The sequence below is a fragment of the Candidatus Saccharimonadales bacterium genome (assembly GCA_035480635.1).
In the GTDB taxonomy this organism is placed as follows: Bacteria; Patescibacteriota; Saccharimonadia; order UBA4664; family DATIHN01; genus DATIHN01.
The window spans coordinates 58,453-77,005 of record DATIHN010000025.1 but is presented as its reverse complement, the minus strand read 5'-3'; the positions used below and the strand labels follow the sequence as shown (position 1 = coordinate 77,005).

The 18,553-nt window shown below is 51.8% G+C and carries 26 protein-coding genes and 1 tRNA gene; 7 read left to right on the top strand and 20 right to left on the bottom strand.

From position 1 onward, the window contains the following. The 4 genes from VLE72_04525 to VLE72_04510 form a co-directional block, all read right to left on the bottom strand. A partial coding sequence (locus VLE72_04525) for a hypothetical protein (GenBank protein ID HSX15133.1) occupies positions 1-1,142 on the bottom strand: 1,142 nt, incomplete at its 3' end. A gap of 227 nt (positions 1,143-1,369) precedes the next feature. Then, entirely contained in the window at positions 1,370-2,200 is an 831-nt protein-coding gene (locus tag VLE72_04520) for a WecB/TagA/CpsF family glycosyltransferase (GenBank protein HSX15132.1), read from the bottom strand. After that, positions 2,175-3,287: a glycosyltransferase gene (locus VLE72_04515; protein ID HSX15131.1), complete on the bottom strand. Its 1,113-nt coding sequence runs from the start codon at positions 3,285-3,287 to the stop codon at positions 2,175-2,177. The genes VLE72_04520 and VLE72_04515 overlap by 26 nt, the downstream gene beginning before the upstream one ends. Further along, entirely contained in the window at positions 3,284-4,291 is a 1,008-nt protein-coding gene (locus VLE72_04510) for a rod shape-determining protein (protein HSX15130.1), read from the bottom strand. Before VLE72_04510 ends, VLE72_04515 begins: the two co-directional genes overlap by 4 nt. Before the next feature lie 74 nt (positions 4,292-4,365). Here VLE72_04510 and VLE72_04505 point away from each other — a divergent pair, with 74 nt between their 5' ends. After that, positions 4,366-5,745, top strand: a complete 1,380-nt coding sequence (locus VLE72_04505) for a PEGA domain-containing protein (GenBank protein HSX15129.1) — start codon at positions 4,366-4,368, stop codon at positions 5,743-5,745. Between the two features lies 1 nt (position 5,746). On the opposite strand, the gene VLE72_04500 is transcribed toward VLE72_04505, so the two are convergent. After that, positions 5,747-6,853 carry a sortase gene (locus VLE72_04500; protein HSX15128.1) on the bottom strand — a complete coding sequence of 369 codons (1,107 nt, stop codon included), beginning with the start codon at positions 6,851-6,853 and terminating at the stop codon, positions 5,747-5,749. 129 nt (positions 6,854-6,982) lie between these two features. Between VLE72_04500 and VLE72_04495 the strand changes: the two genes are divergently transcribed. The 3 genes from VLE72_04495 to VLE72_04485 all read left to right on the top strand — a co-directional run bounded on the left by VLE72_04495 (position 6,983) and on the right by VLE72_04485 (position 8,268). Further along, a tRNA-Leu gene (locus VLE72_04495) sits at positions 6,983-7,069 on the top strand. Positions 7,070-7,073: 4 nt separating this feature from the next. Then, the gene (locus tag VLE72_04490) at positions 7,074-7,493 is read left to right on the top strand and encodes an HIT domain-containing protein (protein ID HSX15127.1); all 420 of its coding nucleotides are present in this window, start codon (positions 7,074-7,076) and stop codon (positions 7,491-7,493) included. Between the two features lie 61 nt (positions 7,494-7,554). Continuing rightward, positions 7,555-8,268, top strand: coding sequence for a hypothetical protein (locus tag VLE72_04485; GenBank protein ID HSX15126.1), 714 nt, complete (start codon positions 7,555-7,557; stop codon positions 8,266-8,268). 65 nt (positions 8,269-8,333) lie between these two features. Here VLE72_04485 and VLE72_04480 read toward each other — a convergent pair whose 3' ends face one another. The 4 genes from VLE72_04480 to VLE72_04465 form a co-directional block, all read right to left on the bottom strand. Further along, a complete protein-coding gene (locus tag VLE72_04480; GenBank protein ID HSX15125.1) occupies positions 8,334-9,410 on the bottom strand; it encodes an alpha/beta hydrolase in 1,077 nt (358 codons plus the stop codon). Positions 9,411-9,429: 19 nt separating this feature from the next. Further along, positions 9,430-10,284 (bottom strand): hypothetical protein, encoded by an 855-nt coding sequence (locus tag VLE72_04475; GenBank protein ID HSX15124.1) that lies wholly within the window; start codon positions 10,282-10,284, stop codon positions 9,430-9,432. A gap of 84 nt (positions 10,285-10,368) precedes the next feature. Then, on the bottom strand, positions 10,369-10,569 hold the full coding sequence (locus VLE72_04470) for a hypothetical protein (GenBank protein ID HSX15123.1): 201 nt from the start codon (positions 10,567-10,569) through the stop codon (positions 10,369-10,371). Positions 10,570-10,855: 286 nt separating this feature from the next. After that, the gene (locus VLE72_04465) at positions 10,856-10,996 is read right to left on the bottom strand and encodes a hypothetical protein (GenBank protein HSX15122.1); all 141 of its coding nucleotides are present in this window, start codon (positions 10,994-10,996) and stop codon (positions 10,856-10,858) included. A gap of 94 nt (positions 10,997-11,090) precedes the next feature. Between VLE72_04465 and VLE72_04460 the strand changes: the two genes are divergently transcribed. Continuing rightward, the gene (locus tag VLE72_04460) at positions 11,091-11,486 is read left to right on the top strand and encodes a hypothetical protein (GenBank protein HSX15121.1); all 396 of its coding nucleotides are present in this window, start codon (positions 11,091-11,093) and stop codon (positions 11,484-11,486) included. Positions 11,487-11,496: 10 nt separating this feature from the next. Here VLE72_04460 and VLE72_04455 read toward each other — a convergent pair whose 3' ends face one another. Both VLE72_04455 and VLE72_04450 read right to left on the bottom strand, forming a co-directional pair. Further along, positions 11,497-12,102: a thermonuclease family protein gene (locus VLE72_04455; GenBank protein ID HSX15120.1), complete on the bottom strand. Its 606-nt coding sequence runs from the start codon at positions 12,100-12,102 to the stop codon at positions 11,497-11,499. 19 nt (positions 12,103-12,121) lie between these two features. After that, positions 12,122-12,577 carry a YbhB/YbcL family Raf kinase inhibitor-like protein gene (locus VLE72_04450; protein HSX15119.1) on the bottom strand — a complete coding sequence of 152 codons (456 nt, stop codon included), beginning with the start codon at positions 12,575-12,577 and terminating at the stop codon, positions 12,122-12,124. A gap of 82 nt (positions 12,578-12,659) precedes the next feature. On the opposite strand from VLE72_04450, the gene VLE72_04445 reads away from it, so the two are divergent. Together VLE72_04445 and VLE72_04440 are read left to right on the top strand one after the other, a co-directional pair. Further along, the gene (locus VLE72_04445) at positions 12,660-13,001 is read left to right on the top strand and encodes a potassium channel family protein (GenBank protein HSX15118.1); all 342 of its coding nucleotides are present in this window, start codon (positions 12,660-12,662) and stop codon (positions 12,999-13,001) included. An 80-nt stretch (positions 13,002-13,081) separates the two neighbouring features. Next, positions 13,082-13,474 (top strand): hypothetical protein, encoded by a 393-nt coding sequence (locus tag VLE72_04440; GenBank protein HSX15117.1) that lies wholly within the window; start codon positions 13,082-13,084, stop codon positions 13,472-13,474. An 89-nt stretch (positions 13,475-13,563) separates the two neighbouring features. On the opposite strand, the gene VLE72_04435 is transcribed toward VLE72_04440, so the two are convergent. The 9 genes from VLE72_04435 to VLE72_04395 form a co-directional block, all read right to left on the bottom strand. Next, positions 13,564-13,761 carry a hypothetical protein gene (locus VLE72_04435; GenBank protein HSX15116.1) on the bottom strand — a complete coding sequence of 66 codons (198 nt, stop codon included), beginning with the start codon at positions 13,759-13,761 and terminating at the stop codon, positions 13,564-13,566. Positions 13,762-13,778: 17 nt separating this feature from the next. Next, positions 13,779-14,456, bottom strand: coding sequence for a hypothetical protein (locus VLE72_04430; GenBank protein HSX15115.1), 678 nt, complete (start codon positions 14,454-14,456; stop codon positions 13,779-13,781). Between the two features lie 161 nt (positions 14,457-14,617). Further along, a complete protein-coding gene (locus VLE72_04425; GenBank protein ID HSX15114.1) occupies positions 14,618-14,782 on the bottom strand; it encodes a hypothetical protein in 165 nt (54 codons plus the stop codon). Between the two features lie 217 nt (positions 14,783-14,999). Next, complete coding sequence (locus VLE72_04420) at positions 15,000-15,224, bottom strand: hypothetical protein (protein HSX15113.1); 225 nt, start codon at positions 15,222-15,224, stop codon at positions 15,000-15,002. Between the two features lie 22 nt (positions 15,225-15,246). Then, complete coding sequence (locus VLE72_04415; protein ID HSX15112.1) at positions 15,247-15,732, bottom strand: VOC family protein; 486 nt, start codon at positions 15,730-15,732, stop codon at positions 15,247-15,249. Between the two features lie 67 nt (positions 15,733-15,799). After that, a complete protein-coding gene (locus VLE72_04410; protein ID HSX15111.1) occupies positions 15,800-16,183 on the bottom strand; it encodes a VOC family protein in 384 nt (127 codons plus the stop codon). 130 nt (positions 16,184-16,313) lie between these two features. After that, the gene (purB, locus tag VLE72_04405; protein ID HSX15110.1) at positions 16,314-17,615 is read right to left on the bottom strand and encodes an adenylosuccinate lyase; all 1,302 of its coding nucleotides are present in this window, start codon (positions 17,613-17,615) and stop codon (positions 16,314-16,316) included. A gap of 101 nt (positions 17,616-17,716) precedes the next feature. Further along, the gene (locus VLE72_04400) at positions 17,717-17,968 is read right to left on the bottom strand and encodes a glutaredoxin domain-containing protein (protein ID HSX15109.1); all 252 of its coding nucleotides are present in this window, start codon (positions 17,966-17,968) and stop codon (positions 17,717-17,719) included. Between the two features lie 12 nt (positions 17,969-17,980). Then, complete coding sequence (locus VLE72_04395) at positions 17,981-18,544, bottom strand: hypothetical protein (GenBank protein HSX15108.1); 564 nt, start codon at positions 18,542-18,544, stop codon at positions 17,981-17,983. Positions 18,545-18,553: the final 9 nt, after the last annotated feature.

Genomic DNA, 18,553 nt, shown 5'->3' with positions numbered 1-18,553 from the left:
ATCCCTCGGTTGACCCAGCTGGCCATAGTCGAATTATAAAGGTAGATGGTCAAACCTTGCTGATTAATAGTTAAGTAATCTTTGGATTGCTGGGTAACGTAATTATCAAGCAGCGATTGCGAATCCCAATCAGTGCGCTGTTCATTAATGACCAAATTGTTGCGATCAGTCGAACCATAAGATAGAACGATGCGTCCGGGACTAGCTTGAACCGGTTTTTGCAAGTTGTAATTATTTGGCAAATACGATGGCAGCGCGGCCGCAAAACCGGCCCGACCGGCGGCCGTATGAATAGCCAGCTTTGGCGCGTTTTGGAGCCAAATATAGCCGCCAATAATGGCAACCGAAGCCAGCGCCGCTGCTACGGTTGCAGTATTGTTGCGCTTCGGAGCGTTAGCGAGCGCCAGATCAAAGGCCTGCTTTCTGGCTGCCTCAGGACTAACGGACGCTAGCTTGGCTGGTGCCACCAAGCGTTTATTGGCATCGACGGCGGTCGCCACTGCCCCTGGCATAACCGCAGAAGTTGGAGCTGGTGCGGCCGGCTGAATTGGAGCTGCTGGTGGGCTTGGTGGGCTTGGCGTTGGGGTCGGTTGAGGCTGAGTTGATTGAACCGGTACCGGTGTTGGGTACGGTGACTTTGGTTGTATGGGAGGTGTAGGATTTGCAGCTGGCCCCTCGTCATCGGCGGCAATTGGCACACTGGGAGCGTAGGCGGGTGCTTGGCTTAGCGGTTGGGCCGTTGGAGCTGGTGGACTGGCTGGCTGGGCTGGCGGTGGTTGAGCGGCCGGTGTGGTCGGTGTTTCAACTGCGGGTTCTGGGCTGTCTTCCGCTGGCGTTTGGAATTTGGTCACCAGTTGGCTTTTGGTGGTGGTTTGGGCATTAGCGGCTCTCTCCGCCCTGCGACGGGTACTGGTGACCTCGGTTTTGATTGCCGGCTCCACCACCACCGGTGTCGGTGCTGGCTCCGGGGTTGGTTCGGGTAGAGTCGACTGCGTAGTAGGAGTGGGAATGGGTGTTGGTTCGACTTGACGTAAATCAAGCGGTGCCGCTGGTTGGGCATGCAGGCTGGTGGCCGGTAGCGGCGCGCTGGCAACCACTGGGCTGGGCGTTGGAGTCGGCGCCGGGGCTGAAGCTGCCGGCATCGATTGATCGCCGGTTGAGGTAACTGGGGTCGGGATACTGGCTATGGTGGGCGAAATATCTCTGAGGCTCTTAGACTTATTTTCAGCCGACGCCGGACCTAACGGGTTGCCGCAATTGGTACAATATTGCATACCCGCAATCGTAACTCGACCGGTTTTTCCACATTTAGGACATTGCACTGTTTCGTAACTTGCTTATGTTAACAAGTATAGCATAAGCATGATATTTACTCGGGTAAATGCCGGCCCTGGCGCCAAACCCGCCACAGATAGGCTGGAATGGCCAGTTGGCGGTGCAGGCGGGCCGGCTCGCGGATCAAGCGCCACAGCCACTCTAGCCCGATGGTTCTGATAAAATTAGGTGCGCGTTTGATGCTTCCGCCAAAGAGTTCATAATCGAAACTACCGCCCTCCCCAATCATTAAACCGTGGCTCAACTCATTGCGTAAATCGTGCATCAACGCTTCTTGTTTGGGGAAGCCAATGCCAACCAAAATCAAATCTGGCTCGAGCTGACGCAGTTCTTGAATCAGCCGGACTCGGCCGGCTTTATGAAAGTAACCGGGGTAGACGCCAGCAATAATTGCTCCAGGTATGGCGGTTTGGATGAATTTAGCGGTCCCTTCGATTGATTGTTGCTTGGGTGAGCCAATTAGAACAACTTTGCGGTGCTCGCGAGCGGCCCATTCCAGCATCGGCCAAGTAAAATTACTAGAATCAAATCGGCTGGGGGCTAGCCGGTGGACGTTGGCAGGCCGGGTAATAATGTTAGTCAGGGTGGCCAGAAATCGACTAAATTTTGTTTCCCCACCGTAGAGGTATTCAATGGCCCAGTTGATGCTAACCCCATTAGCCAAACTCAAATCGGCTTGGTTGAGTAGATTCTGAAGCTCCCGGTCTTGGGCAGCCTGATTCAAGAATTCAACGTAAGGCAAGACGATGTAATGAGCCGCTGCTTGATCACTGGCCAAGTCTTGAGCCCTGGCCAAGCCAGTGGCATTATCCAGCGCGTCGATGCGCGTGTCCAGAACTTTATAACTGGCTGATGTGATCGGCATAAAGTTTCTCAACTGTTGTGGTAAAGGTTTTGGCAAAATAGGAGGCGCTAAAGCGCCGGCTGGCCTGTAGTAACTGATCGCGGTCGTAATTTAGAGCTTCGCTACGCTTGATCGCTGCCACTAAGCCCTCAACTGAATCGTCCTCGTAGAGCACTCCAGTCTCGCCATCGCTGACAATTTCGGCAGCTCCACCTCTAGCGAAGGCGATTACGGGGATGCCCGAAGCCAAAGCCTCTACGCTGGCTATTCCAAAATCCTCTTCTTGGGGGTTGAGCAGAGCCTTGGCCGTAGCGAGTAATCTAGCCTTTTCCTCATCGCTAACCCTGCCAGCAAATTTTATAGTCGGTCCGGCCAGCCCCTCCAAACGTTTACGATCAAAGCCGCTGCCGACCACGATTAGTTTACGCCCCAATTGATTACAGGCTTTAATAGCTAGATCAATTTTTTTGTACGGCGTTAATGTCGATAAGGTTAAGTAGTGATCAGAGCGCGAGGCCAACGGCTCAAAGTCATCGATTTGAACGGGCGGATAAATGACTTCAGCCTTGGCCCCGTAATACTTTTTAATCCGAGCTGCGATGTGATCGGAAATTGCAATCCAATGATCAACTCGCTTCGAGCTATAGTAGTCCCATAGCCTGACTTTGGATATCACCCCTCTAGCGGCCATTCGCCTAATCGGCCCAATTGAGAGCTCAGTTAAATATCTGGGCCAGTAGTCCCAAGCGAAGCGCATCGGCGAGTAGCAGTAGCAAATATGAAGCGTTCGAGGTGGAGTTAAAACGCCTTTACTAAAAGCATTGGATGATGAAATGACGACATCGTAGCTACTCAAATCAAACTGCTCGATGGCCGTGGGCAGTAGCGGCAACAAATAACTTGGTTTATCGGTTAACAACCTCGGCCAGCGTTGCAAATGCGAGGTCGTCACGCGTTTGGGATCAATTTGGCCGCGGTAAAATTCCGGTCTGAATATCAAAGTGTAGATATCGGCATCTGGATACAGGTTAGCCAGCTCCATTAGGACTTTTTCGGAACCGCCCACCCGAGTATTGAGCCAGTCGTGAACAATGGCTACTCGCATCATTTAATCCCCACCAAACTGCGCTTGTATTCTTCTAGATTATCAAGGGCAATACCGGTTCCCCTAGCCACGCACAGCAAGGGTTCTTCGGCCACTACACAAGGCACGCCCGTAACATTGGTTAGGAGCTTATCGAGGTTGGCGAGCAGTGCTCCGCCGCCCGTTAAGACCATGCCTCGGTCAATTATGTCGCTGGAAAGTTCGGGTGGCGTTTGTTCCAGTACCACTCGAATAGCAAGAATGATTTTCTCGAGTTCATCGCTAATGGCTTCGGTCAGATCGTTTGAAGAAACGGTAACGGTCTTAGGCAGGCCGGCAATAATATCTCGGCCGCGGATTTCGGCCGAGCGATCTTTGGTAAGCTTCAAAGCCGAACCCAATTCGCGCTTAATTTCTTCGGCCGTACGCTCACCGATGGCTAGCCCATATTTACGCCTGATAAAATCGGCAATGGCGGCATCGATTCGATTGCCACCGACGCGAATACTATTTTGAGCCACCACCCCGCCCAGCGACAGAATAGCGATTTCGGTGGTACCGCCACCAATATCGACTACCATATTGCCGGCGGCGGAGGCAATGGGAATGCTGGCCCCAATGGCCGCGGCCACCGGTTCCTTGATGATGTAGGCAGCTCGGGCTCCGGCCGAAATGGTGGCATCAATGACGGCTCGGCGTTCAGTTGAGGTGGCGCCGGCTGGTACTGAGATCATCACATCCGGGCGACTCAAGCGGAATCCACCGGCGACCTTGGTGATGTAGTGGCGGATCATGGCCTGGGTGATTCGATAATCAGCAATCACACCGTCGCGCAGTGGTTGTGAAGCCACAATGGTATCTGGTGTGCGGCCCAGCATCTCCCGAGCTTCATTACCGACCGCCATAATCCGATTGGTGGCCGTATCTAGGGCTACAACACTGGGTTCATTAATAACAATACCGCGCTTCGGTACATAGACGAGCACGTTGGCGGTTCCTAAATCGATGGCCACACGCTTGGAAAACATATCTATCACAGTATAGCGGGTTTGCCGGCCGGCTACCAAGACAGCCTGGCTTGCGATATAGTAATGGTTAGCTCATGACTCTGCGCCCACTCAAAATCACCGGTTGGATCGTCGTAATTGCGGGGGTGGTACTTGCCACCATCGTCTTAATCTACATTGGTCGAGGCTATAGTTATGATTTCCACACTGGCCGCCTTAAGCTAAACGGTTTAGTTATATTTACGTCAGTACCGGGTGGGGCCGATATCTCGATTAATGGCAAGCCCATCCACCGCCGGACGCCCTATCGCAGCACATTGGAGGCTGGTGACTACACCTTTGATATCACCAAGGATGGCTATCGTCCCTGGACCAAGCGCATCTCAATTGTGCCCTCGGAAGTAACCTGGGCCCAGTACGTTTTACTGTTGCCGACTAACCTCGAAACCGGAACTTGGTCGCAGGCGGCTGGCGTCTCTGGCCTGGTCACGAGTACCGATCACAAACACTTCGCCTTTGTGGCGGCTGATACCAAAGTTTGGACCTTTGACACTGGTCAGCATCAGCCTAGTATCGCCTACACTCCCACGGCGCCAGCTCCGGGGCAGCCAATCGAGGCTGTTCAAACCCTGGAGTTTTCGGGTGATGCCAGCCGATTGTTAATTACCACCAAATCGGGCGATAAAACCTACCAGCGCCTGCTGACTCTGGGCAGTGGCACAGTCACAAATTTGAGCGAGCAGTATGGTTTCGATCTCCAGGCCCTGCACTTCAACCCAACTAACGCTCAAGAATTATTTTGGTTAAGTCCGGATGGTTTGCGCCGGATCAATACTGCCAGCCAAAGTCTGTCGGCTGTCTTGGCTGATCACGTAGCCACTTATACTTTTGGTGGTAATGGCCAGATCGTCTATATTGCTACGACCCCATTAGGTAAGAGTCTCTATACCATGGACACTTCCGGGCAAAATAAACGCGAACAAGTTCAAGCCATCGCCGACAGCGACAGTTACCAGATCAGCTACGGCAGCTATAAGAGTGATGATAAAATCGCCGTCTTACCTAATAAAAGTCGCACCATCACGCTCTACAGTGAACTCTCCAGCGCCCACCCGATTAGCCGTATCATTACCAAGTCGGCCGATAGCCTGAGCTTCAATTCCGACGGACGATTTATTAATTTCCGCGACGGCCAGCGGCTGGCAACCTATGACCTCGAACTTAATCGGACCTACAACTTTGCTAGTTCCAAAACACCCTATCAGAACGTGCTCTGGTTCGATACCTATCATCTACTAACAGTTAATACCAGCGGCGTCTCTTTGGTCGAGTTTGATGGCGGCAATGCGGCTGAAATCTCGGGACCAGCCAGTGGCGGCCAAATCAGCTTTACTAGCAATCAGCACGAAGTCTTAGTCGTCCAACCTCAGAGCAACGGCCAAATGGCCATTAATGCTATTACCATTAAGCACTAAGCTAGAGTCCCGAAGGCAAGGTCGAATTGGACGGCTGAGTTGAGTTTTGCTCAGTTGGCTGATTGGTGGTGCTTGATTTACCGTGAATTAGATTCGAAATACTGGTCGTGAGATTATGCCAGGCTCGGCTCAGTTGGCTACCTAGGCTGGGCGAATCGCTGGGCAGCTGCAGAGCTTGGCTACTCCCCGCGCTATTATCAACTGTCGAGGGCGTCTGGCTGGTTGGTTCGGGGCTAATTTGATTGGCTTGGACGACCAAACGCCGCCAGCTTGTCCCTGGTGGTGTACAAGTAATTAGGGTGGCTGTTGGGCTTGGCGTATTGGCTAGCACACTCAAATCGGTTGGTTCGACGATTTTAACTAAGGTCACTTCATAGATATATTTGTGCGATTGGTAATTCAAGCTAAACTGATCGCCCACGGCCAATTTATCCAGTAGCACAAACACAAACTTATAGTTACCGGGTTGCCACCAATCGTTCGAGGAGTGCCCGACGATCACTAGATTGCCGGGCTGGCCAGGTGTAACCGAGGTGCCATAGTGGACAACCCCACCGACCAAGGCTTTTTGAATGGCGGCTTCGGCAATGCTGGGTTCGTAGACGACCGGCGCGTTAACGTTAATTTTGGGGATGCTAATGGTCGGATCGGGCGGTATGGAGGCGGCTGGTGTAGCAATGTTGGATGTGACAGTCTGAGTTTTGCCGGTCAGATATTTTAGTTGACTTAAGATAATTTGGGCTTTAAAGACCATTACGAGCAGGACAAATGCACCCAGGGCGCTCAGTAAGGGTTTAACGGGGCTGGGGATTTTGCGCTTGATCTTAGCCTGATTAAATTGGGGCAGACTGGGTAGCTTTGGTTTGAGGGCTTCGGCTGCAGGGCTAGCAGGAGCTGGCACTGGAGGCAGGCCCGCCCCCGCCGCTATCGGTCGACGCAACGAAACAGCCTGCCCTTGTTCGAGGGTACCGGCGTGGGGATCGGATAATTCAGCGATGCGGGCCCGAGCGGCCTCGGCCTCACTGCCACTAGCCGGCTGGCTAGTTGGTTGGTTTGGGCCCGGTTGGACCGGCTTAATATCGAGAGTGTCGCCTTGTGATGGGTTCATAATATGTGTCAGCTTTGTTAGTATGATAGTCTGGCTGGGCTGGATAAGCCACCAGCCGGTTTACATAATTATACAATTAAAGTATAGTTTGATCAATTTAAGTGGCAAGCTGTAGTAGAGTTGTCGTGAGGGCGAGTGGCGGAATTGGCAGACGCGCCGGACTCAAAATCCGGTGTTGGCAACAACGTGAGAGTTCAAGTCTCTCCTCGCCCACCAACAAATGAAAACTAGTTGCTCATTTTGTGATCTTACCAGTCAGGCTGATCGTTTGATTCGCTCAAATGATTTAATGGCTTCGTTTCTATCTAACCCCAGGTTAGCACCTGGCCACGTTTTGGTCATACCCAGGCGCCACTTTGAACCTCCACAGGCTCTAAATGACGCAGAACTAATTGCCATTTACCAAGAAATTACCCGGCTGAGCACTCATCTACTGACTATATTTAAAGGTGTCGATATTTGGCAAAAGACTCGGCCCCAAGTGGCTGAGAACACCATCAAACGGCATCACCTGCACTTCCACGTCATCCCCAGTAATCCTGGTGATAGTGTTTATGAACGGGCACTGGAGTGGGACCCAGACCATTTTTTGGTTTTGAGTGCTGGTGAACGAAATCAAATGCTGAAATTACTCAAATAATAAATCCTCTCGATTGACATTCATAGACTTTGCGGTATAGTTGCGGTACTAGCACCTACCAATGGAGTTCGACGTGGAAACTGCCTCGTACCGCTTAGATGGTGTTGACAAGCTTCCTGCCAACGAGACTGCGGAAGCCCGCAAAGTCTTGTTGGAGGGTTTGGGCTTCAACCCGTCTCTCCAGCTGACCGATGAATTGGGCGCTATGGCCGAGCAACTCTACCCGAGACTGAATTCTCATGAGGCTGCGGTGTGGGCTCAGTTTCTGAGGGGTGTCCACAGCAAAAAACAAGGTCACTGGGCCGACTATAGTTTCGACCGTGTGCCGACAGAGGTGCTCGAAGACATCGCCTTCGCCGAGTCTTGCGCGGTCTTCAGCGACATCGAGATCTGGACGCGACAGGCCCGTGGTAATGATGATCCGATGGTCATTGGTGTTATCGGAGAACGCGAGCAAAACCGTATGTCTCATCCACCAAATAACGCGTCATCAGTTCACACAGCCCAGATGTTTAAGGTCGCGCGTTGGGGCGAGAGCCTAGCGGCGTTCGAGGAGATCGAAACAGAGGTGTTTAATGCAAGCCTCTGGCCTAGATATGGTTTGGACCCGTCAAAGCTGCCGACTCATGTCGTGAACTACGCCAGAGCCGAGTTCGCCCAGCGTCCAAATCGGACAATTGACGTCGAGCATGCGTTCCGACGCCACTGTCACAGGAAGATGTACCGTGTCAACCAGAAGTTGGTCTGTGGTGTTTGTGGACACGTCAGGAGTTAATTCGAGCCAGGGCCGGACTGCAAAGTTCGCCTCCCAGCCGCCCCTAACCGGGCGGCTTTTCAAATCTAATTATCAATCAAACGGCTGATGTGCCAGGCCATGCGTCGGGCGGCGCCCATGTTGAGCATATGGGTATCTCCCGGCAGGCGGACCATATGAACTCGAGGGCCGTAAACGGTTGAGAGCGCCGTATAAGTTTCGTTGACGGTCTTGCGCCGGGCTATTTGACTAGCACCGCCAGTAATCAAGTGAGTCTTCATCCCCTCTTGAGTCTTTAAGGCTAAAATTAAGTCCGTGGCTAAGGTAGGTTTCCCTAAGCCCTTGGGATAGGCCCAAATATTGCCCTTGGTGTCTCGGCGGATCATGCCAGCGTAGTTTTTGACAACATCAATTGGGGTATCGAAGGTTTCTTTGCCTCTTGGGTCTTGAACATGCTTTTGGTATTTGATCATATTCCAGCCTTCCTTGACTCCCAAGCGATAGATTAGTTTCCCGATTGAGGCATCATCGAGCCCAGCTGGCTCCATCAGTACCAAATTCTTGACCACGATCCCGTATTCGCTGGCATGAGCGGCAACTGATCCTGCAATGCGGGCACCCAACGAGTGACCATTAAGATCAACAGCTTTTAAGCCAACTGCTTGCATATTTTCTAGAATTGATCTGGCAATGGGTTCAAAATCGCCCTTTTTGAGGGCCTCGTGCTGTTCGGCGGTTAATTTATCAGACCCACCAGTGCTGGGGTTTTCAAAGGCGTAAATATGGCGCTGGCTCTGTAAGGCTAACTGCTCCAGCAAATGCTTAGAGCCGGCGTGATCAGCATCGACACTATATTCAAAAAAACTGACCACTGGCCGTGGATCAGCGGCGTCTCGGTTGAGTTCAAGGTAGCCTAAATGCTGCCCAGATTCGGGGTTGATGGGCAACCTCAGGTCTTCCAACTCAGCTTGGAGTTCAGTTGACGGCAAAAGTTCCGGAGCATTTTCATCATCAAAATCGGGAAAATCCGGGTTTTGACCCTTGGTGTTCAAATTAAAACTGCTGATCGGGTGATCGGCTACTCTTGCCTTAGGCTTGGTTGGGGTAACCTCAATCGGATCAGCGCCAACTTCTTCGGGACCGGGTTGGAATTGCTCAGGCATCTTAGTTGAAGTATATCACCTAATTTTGATCAGCTTCATTAACTACTTTAATGATGGCAGCGGCTAATTGATCGGTGGTTTGAGCTTGTTCACCAACAGACTGCGCTAACACAAAGGCCCCAGTCGTTAGGCCCTCGAAACTGGCGCTGGGGTTCTGAGTATAGAAAACACTTAAAACCCCAGCGGCGGCGGTTGGTTCAAGCCTGGTCTTGGGCGGTAATGGCGTGATCGATGTCTTTGATCCGGACCTGATAATTATTTCCGGGCCAATTAAGGCCAGATCAATCCTCGATAGCTCCCAGAAATCGCTTGCGATCTCAACTTTGGCGGCTAGTCCTGCCTCTGGTCGAATGTGGATCGGAAGACCCAGTTTGCCCGCCAGTTTAAAGAGCTCCTGCATCGTAAATACCAATAGAGTTCGAGGGCGTTGGCGTACGACATCTGGAGACTGCGCAATCATTGGTATGGCGTCGGCTACTAGTATCAGCCCTTGATGATAACTGGCAATAAAGCGTTCGGCTAGAATGGCGGTTTCAGAACTATTACTTAGATCAGCTCCTAACAATGCGGCATCGGCATCGCTGGCGAGTTCGGTTAAGAGATCCAGGCCTAATCGAGCTAGCGATCCCGAATTAGTCGAGGGGCCAAAGCTAGCTTCGGCCACACCGCTAAGTAATGGCTTAAGAACATCGGGAGCCAGAATTTTGATTTGGCCAATGCCAGCCGCAACCGCGGTTTGAAAGACGCTTTGGAGTACTGCAATGGCCCCCCGTCTGCCACCAACTATCAAAAGCCGACCGCTCTGAGCCCTAGAAACCGGACGATTCCATAAAACCTTGGGGTAGAGCGGCAAATTGGTCTGACGCTCAACCATTAGAACGGACCATATTTTGGATTAATAAATAGCCAAACTTAAACACCACCCAAGTGTAGTCCGTTTGAGTCTAGATTGCAGCCACTAGTCTGATTTGGACCCGGGCAGCTGCTCATAATAAACCACTTGAGACTGGCCGATTTGGTAGCGCTCAACGATATCGTTAGCCACCTCCTCGTCAAAACCCAAGTCCACGATGTCTTGGACTTTGGCGATCGGATCCTCATCGCGCGCCAAGACATCTTCAACACTCCGCCTGGTTCGACCCCTGTCTTCTAACTCCATGACCTGCTCCCTCCTATCACTGGCATCATAGAATCACTAGTCGATTTAGGCATTGGGCGAATATCCCAATTTGCGAAGTTATGCCAATGCGACTTTTGCGACTATTACCATAAGCAGTCTGTCACAAGACTTTAACGATTTTGACGCTTAGTTTGTTAGTATTAACAGTTGTCAAAAGTGACATTCTTTGCTAGAATGCCCCCTTGTGGTTTGAAAACCGTCCGCTACCAGGAGAAACATTTTGTTTCAACGACTCCGCTCTACCCGCTTGTTCTCCTTCCTGTCTTCACTGCCTTTCAGCAACGCTCGCGCCATCGCCAATGCCCAAGCCAGCCTCGGGCGCGATGCCAGTGCCCACCGGCAAATTGACGACCTCAGGGTGCGGCTGAGCCGAACCAGCTCCTAAGTCTCGACCTGCCGTTTTCAATCTCACTACAGGCCTCCGTGCACGCACGGGGCCTCCTCTATTTACCCAGCGGCTTGTCTTGCCTATACTGGAACGCATGACAAAATGAGGGGTTATGGACGAATCAACACTTGATGCAATACACCGCCTAATGGGCGAAATCACAGAGGCCAAAATCGAGGCCAAAACACTCAAAGACCAATTGAGTGACATTGCCGAGGGCAACGACGATTATTTGGAATTAGAGGACGAAATTAAAGACCTGGTGACTAAAAGGACCAAGGCTAAAGAAATATTGCGAGCTGATAAGGATTATCAAAAACTCTCTGCCGATCTGGATGAACTAAAGTTTAAGCTCAAAGATTTGGGCGAGATCCTCAGCCACCACTTGGTCTCCTACTACAACGAAACTAGTGCCACCCAAATTAAAGACGATCGCGGCGAACTGCGCCAAGTTATTATCACCGCTCGCATCGGCCGGCCCGAAAACGGACCCGACCCAACCGCTTAGAACTTAACGATCAAAGCGGATTGGTTTGCAAAATATCGCTCGATTCATCAACTCGGCAGGCCGACCACAAACCCAATTGGGACTGGCGGGCCTGAGTTTGAGCAGCTTTAAAATCGTCTAGTTTTTGAAACGGAAAAATTGTGTAGACAAAAGCAAAGCCGCGGCTAATCAAGAGTTGATTTATGAACGTACCGTCCGGCAAATAAACATAACGCAACAGGCGGTGATACTTATCGCGGTTATCGCCGATAGGATCGGGCTCGAGTCGAACGCGCTGTCCACTTAACAAATGTTTGGTTTCGTCTGAAGCTTGAGGTCCATAACATTGAACTGGTTTGCGCGGATCTTTAACTTCAGGCGTATCAATGCCGATCAAACGCACCGTTTCAGAGGTGCCGCCCTGGTTTACGACGATGGTGTCGCCATCATCAATGCGAGTAACCTGATACAACCCGGGCTGATTTTGCGCTACGGTAGTCTCGATTGATCTGACCGGCCCGGGGTTCTTGGAAGCTTGCCAACCAGCGCCTAGACCAAGAGTTATCAAAGCCAAGACCAAAACCGTAATTCGGCGCTTTACTCTAGGTTCTGGATTGTGATTGGAGTCAACTGGCATTTAGAAAATTAGGTTTTGGTTAGGCTTTTTGATTATGGCCAAATAGTCCGACTAAATCAGCCTCAGCCAGAATGTGTCCGGCCATGGCTTGGTTCAACTCAGCTCGACCAGCCGAAGCAGCTAAAAGCAAGGGCGCATCCAGAGCAAACAGTTTAAAGTGGTAGCGATGGGTGCCACTGGGTGGGCAAGGCCCACCGTAGCCGGGGCTGCCAAAATCCGTTATTCCCTCGACGGCCCCTGTTGGTTTGGCTCCAGCGATAATTTCGGTGGTAGTTGGATCAATATTCCAGACTAGCCAGTGCTGCCAAATCCGACCAGGGGCGTCGGGATCCTCGACCACTAGGGCTAGCTCAAGCGCTCCAGCTGGGACGCCTTCAATCTGTAAAGGCGGACTGGCGTTTGGGCCCTTGCAGGTAAATTCTTCTGGTATGGGGCTGTTGTTCAAAAAAGCTGGGCTAGTTATTTTCATGAGCATCTTCTAAGAATAACGCCAAGCCGGCTGACTATAAAGCGTGGGCGCGATGGCGCCTCAACTCCAAGCACGCTACAATACCACTATGGAAGAGCCAAAGCCCAAAATCCCTAGTATTGATCAAATTAAAGAAAGCGTGGTTTACAGTCGAGTCGCCCTGGTGGCCCTCGCTTTTATTACTGGCGGCGTGATTTTTTATCACCTAGTTGAGCATTTTAGTTGGTTGAACGCCTATTACTTTACGATCATTACACTAGCCACGGTTGGTTATGGCGATTTTGTGCCCAAAACGGCGGCTGGTAAAATCTTTACAACTTTTTATGTTTTTGTCGGCATTACCATATTCTTAGTGCTGGCAAGAATCATCCTAGGCCGAGTTGTGACTCGACAATACGCGCGCCGGCAGACCAAAGACAACCGCGACTAGTCTTGGGCTAATTAAACATAAGGCTTGAGAATTGCTTGGCCTAGGCTTATAGTGAAGTTGAATTAATATTAGGAGGTTTTATGGCAAGTAGAAACGACTCCGAATCTTGGGTCGGTTGGGTCGCCTTTGCATCGTTCATGATGGTATTGGTCGGCTTGTTTCAGGCATTCGTTGGGTTAACGGCTATCGTCAAAGATGCATTCTTTGTGGTGACCGAAAACGTATTGGTTAACGTGGACGTTACCCGCTGGGGTTGGGTTCACCTAATCCTGGGCATCGTCATTGTGGCGGCTGGTATTGCCGTCATGCAGGGTAAAGTTTGGGCTAGAACCGTTGGTGTGTTGCTCGCGCTAATTAGCGCCGTGGCTAACCTGGCTTTTGTGCCCTACTACCCGATTTGGTCGATCATCGTCATTGTTATCGACGTGGTCGTCATGCACGCTCTAATTGTTCACGGCGGCGAATTGTCGTAAGTTTAGACCCACTAAAAAACCGGGATGTGATCCCGGTTTTTTAGTTATTAATGAGAAAGGCGGCGGCTCCGAAGAACCACCGCCATGTCTCACCTCTTGTAGCGCCGGTCGTGTTTGCGGCCCTGGACGATCGCCACCGGGATGCCGACGGTGAGGACGAACACGATGGTGGCCCACAGCATCAGGCTGCCGGTAGTGATGGCTTGTGCCACCATGAAGATCAGAAGCACGGCGCTGAAGAACAGCATCAAACGCCGGGCGGCCGGACTGGGATTCCTGACTGTCATATTCACCTCCTGAGTGCTCATCCCGGCACTCCGATGTAGCGTCCGACCGCGGTAATGCCGTTTTCGCAGGCCAAACTGGCCAGCACCCCCGCTTCGGCTCCGAGACTGGTGCCAACAGCCCCCACTACTGGAGTGCAGGTGGCTTGCTGGAACAACCACCAGCCGACTTGAGACTCGGACGCGGCCATACTCCCCGCATAGGCCACGTAGAACTTGTAGAAGGTGTCGTAGACGCTGCGGTTGTACTGGATTGCTGAGTAAGTCGTGTAGAGCTTGTCGCAGTTCCAGACCCGAACCCGGTGATTTGAAGCTGTTGCACACATCGCGCCCCAAATGCACTGGTTGAAGTCATCGGTTATATCCCAGGGATAGTTCCCGTCTGACTTTGAGTAGCACGGCAATAGCGGTCCGCCCAGCTCGTGGATGTAGGTCAGGTAGCGGTCCTGGGTGCACGAGTAGCAGGCCGAGCTGACGGCGCTGATCGGCATGCAGTATGAGGCGGTGCAACTGGTAACCGTCATGGTTCGAACCGTGGGTACGGCTGCGATTGGTCGCACTGATGTCGAAGCCAATGCCGGTCGTTGGGTGACGAGAACACTGGCAGTGGATGCGAGGGCGGTCAGGCTGAGCAGCAGGCCAAGGGCCAGCAGCACAACCAGAGGGCGACGCATCCTTGCGTGAGGTGTAACTAACATCTGTACTCCTTCCATGAGTACGTTGGGCCCCACATTCGGGAATATTCACTTGCTTAGTGCGCACCAAAGGAAAGCAAAGCGACCGCCAGGCGGTCACCCTCCCCAAATCCTCGGTGTTAGCCACACGGTATAATTCATTAGCTATTTTGTCAATAGCAATATTAGGTTGTTGGCGGATTAATAAAGTCTTTAGTGATAGCTTGATAACAGTCAACGCAGACGTGGAGTTTCTTGACGGTGCTGCGATCATCCGGTGGGCTAAATAAAATGGCGCCGAACTTGGTCAATTCTTTGCCACAGCGGTCACAGATCGGTTTAATAGCCATTGAACCAATTATAACAAACAAGAGGGAGCCTTTTTAGGGGCTCCCGACTTGTGGTAGTGACCTTTCGGTCAACACCCATACCACCTCACGATGGTATGGCTCAATTTTAGCATCAGCACTGGGGCCATGGTCACCCGCCCAACTGCCAAAAAATAACCGAAACTTGCAACTAAACTTTGGAGCATTGCTAGGCCCAGCGCCGAGCGCTTGATTAAGCTTAGGCTCGGACCAATTTTAGCAAATAGTAAATCAGAAAAGCTGGCCAAACTAGGGCTTTTAATATGCCCAAGACCAGCAACCAAAAGGTGTCGGATTGCTGGATGTAGTAGACTAGCGCTCCAAGCAAGCCCAGTCCGTAGACGGCTCCACTGCCGGCGTGTCCGCCCTTATAAGTTTTGCTGGTTTTGATTTTTACGATATCTGGACCCTTTGAATCAGCCATGGCTTATCCTTTTTGATTAATACTAAACTTGATTGGCAGCGTCTTCTAATTCTTTAATTACCAACTTCTTCATTTTTAACATAACCTGCATGACGCGACCAGCTTTTTCGTGGTCAGGATCGCTCATCAGTTGGCCTAATTGCTTGGGCACAATCTGCCAACTCAAGCCGAACTTGTCCTTACACCAACCACACTGCTCGGATTCTGGAACGGCCGAGAGGGCCTCCCAGTAATGATCGACCTCAGCTTGGTCGTTGCAGCTAACCACAAATGAAATGGCCTCGCTAAATTTAAAGTGCGGTCCCCCATTTAGAGCCAGGAAGTCTTGCCCTGCTAAAGTAAATTCAACCGTCATGGCCGTGCCCTCTGGCATACCATGAACCTCTTGGCCTTCTTTGCCATACCGGCTAACGGCGCCAACTTTGGAATTCGGAAAAATTGAAGCGTAGAACTTGGCGGCTTCTTCAGCTTGGGCGTCAAACCAGAGGTGCGGTGTAATTTTGGACATAGTTAGTTCCTTACTTAAGCGAAATTATAGCAAGTTGAAGCAACATCGATTCAGTCAAATTTCCAAATTAGGCTTCGTTGTGCAGCACCGCCAAAATGTTGCCAGCCGGATCCTTGAACCAGGCAATGTCTGGACCTTGATGGGCCGCAATACCTCGAGCTATGCCAGCCTCATCCGTCATACCCTCATAATGTTCAAACTTAACCCCTTGTCTCGCTAACTCGGCCACGGCAGCATCAATATCGCTAACGACAAAGTTCAAAATCGTAAACGTCGCTGGCCTGTGATCATCTTTTTGATAAATATAGACTTCCCCACTGCCGCCCGGCAAAGCTAGTCTAAGGCCCATGACCTCATCGATTAGTTTAAGGCCCAAGGTACTAACATAAAACTCTTTGGCTTTGGCCATATCATCAACCGAAAAGCCGCTAAAGGCTGCTTGAGCTTGCATAATAATTCCTCTCCATAAAGATTCTTATTTTAGTGTATATGATAGTTGGCGGTAGGTCTTGGTAAAAGTCCTAAAAATGACTAACCCCGCCCAGACTTGCGCCGGGGCGGGGTTTTGATCGAATCCATGCCTATCGAGGCAACTGATCGATGATCAGGTCGCAGTATCGCAACATCTGCCCTTGGTCGAAGATATCGTCTAGCCGGGCAGGCGACAGACCGCCGACTTGCTCCTCTTCCAGAATTGCCCGCAATGGCCGATTCTCGTCTATAGCCTTAAACGACAGCATCTGAATTATGCGGTAGGCCTGGTCGCGCTCCATCCCGCCGTCCATCAGGGCATTTAGGACCGTCTGGGTGTACATCAGCTCTAGTCCGCCCTCAATGTTGAGTTCCATGCGGTCTGTCTTAACGATCAGATCGGCCAGCACTTGCTCGGCCTTGACCGTCACGTAGTGAGCCAGGATCATGGCATCGGCAAGGAAGATGCGCTCTGGTGCGCTGTGGGAGATGTCGCGTTCAAACAGGAGTACCACATCTTGCAGAGCCGTCACTAAATACCCATGAAATTCGCGCGCCAACCCAGTGAATTGCTCGGTTTTGATTGGGTTACGCTTGTGCGGCATGGATGTGCTACCCTTTTGCCCCGGCCGTGTCTTTTCTTGAACCTCTCCGTACTGGGATGTGGCCATGATCCGAGTGTTGAAGGAGAACTGGGCGATCGAATTGGCCAAGCGAGCGCAGGCATAGGTGAGGTTGGCGTGCAAATCGCGTGGGATCACCTGGGTAGCCATGATTGGCTGCAGCCCCAAAGCCAGGCAAACGGCACCCTCAATCTCTGGATCGACGTTGGTGTAGGTTCCGCAAGGCCCACTTAGAGTGCCGACGGCGATCTCCTCACGAGCCAGCCTCAGGGTCGAAAGAGCCCTTTCAATCATCATTGCCCAGTTAGATAGACGCACCCCGAAGGTGATGATCTCGGCTTGCTGGCCGTGGGTCTGCCCGGCCGTAGGCGTATAGCGGAATTCGCGCGCTCTAGCGCACATAGTCGCAAGCAGCTTTTCGCCGACTTCGATCAACAAATCGGACGCCCGGGTTAGACGCAAGCCAAGCGCCGTATCCGTGACATCGGCCGCTGTTAGGCCGTAATGAAACCAACGTGAGTCCGGCGAAGCGATGTCCTCTTGCATTATGTCCACGAAGGCCGCGACGTCGTGATCGGTAGTCCTTTCGCGTTCTTTTATTCGATCAACTACTGCTGGCGTGATGACCGGCGTTCGTTGCAAGATGGCTGCGACGTCCTCATCGCTATTTAGACCCAACAAGACTCGGGCCCTAACAGCGGCCAACTCGACGTCCCTACATGCATCCCATATCGCCACGTCGGTGAAGTGTTGGCCCATTTCGGGCAAGGTGTAGCGTTCTAGCATCATGCCTCCAGGGCAGTTGCGGGTAATTCAACGAACAAAGCGGCTCACGCCGCTTGGGCTCAAGTATAAGTTATGACCCGAATCAGTTCAACACGAATCCAGACTTAGTTTAGGCCGAGAGCTTCGTCGATTTTGGGTTGATCAAAACCCAGAATATTAATCTCACTACCGTCATCTTTGGTGATGTGGGTGCAGGGCACCCCGTTCGAACCGCAAGTATCAACTGAGGTTTGAATTTCCTCCGGTTGCTGGTCGAGCACGATGTCTTCAAATTTAATTCCTTTGGAAGTCAGGTATTTCTTTTCAGCTCGACAGTATGGACAGGTCGTGGTGGTGTAGATTTTGACTTTAGGCATAATTCCTCAGGCTTATTTGTCGCTGCCCTTCAGAGCGGCTTCGATGACATCGCGAGGCAACTCTGCAGCTGATTCCAAGGCTTCTTTAACTTTGCTGACCGCATCTAGACCAACGCTAGCGGCTCCATCCAATGTGCCACCGACGGCCGAGGTGGCCGCTGCTGCCGAATCGGTGCCGGCTTTGCCAGCAGCTTTGATAGCTCCATCAACTGCCGCTACGGCCGCAGCTCCCACGTCGCCACCACTGGCGGCGGTAGCGTGAATGATTCCAGCGGCGGCTTGGCGAATGGCGGCGGTCACATCACCACTCACTTGGCTGGCTCCGCTGACAACGCCGTGCATGGTGTTGACGGCCACATCCGTGAGTGATGCCCCAACTTCGCCCCCGCCTTTTATGGCACCGCTCGCGACTGAGGCTACGACTTCGATGCCGGTGCCGGAAACTTCACCAGTATCTTTCATAACCTTGATCATCTGATTTTTTACCACGTCTAGAATAGCTCCCAAGACGTCATCGACCCCTTTGACGGCGGCCACGACTGCTGCCGAAGTTTCGTTAATAATTTCTTCTACCATCTTTGCACC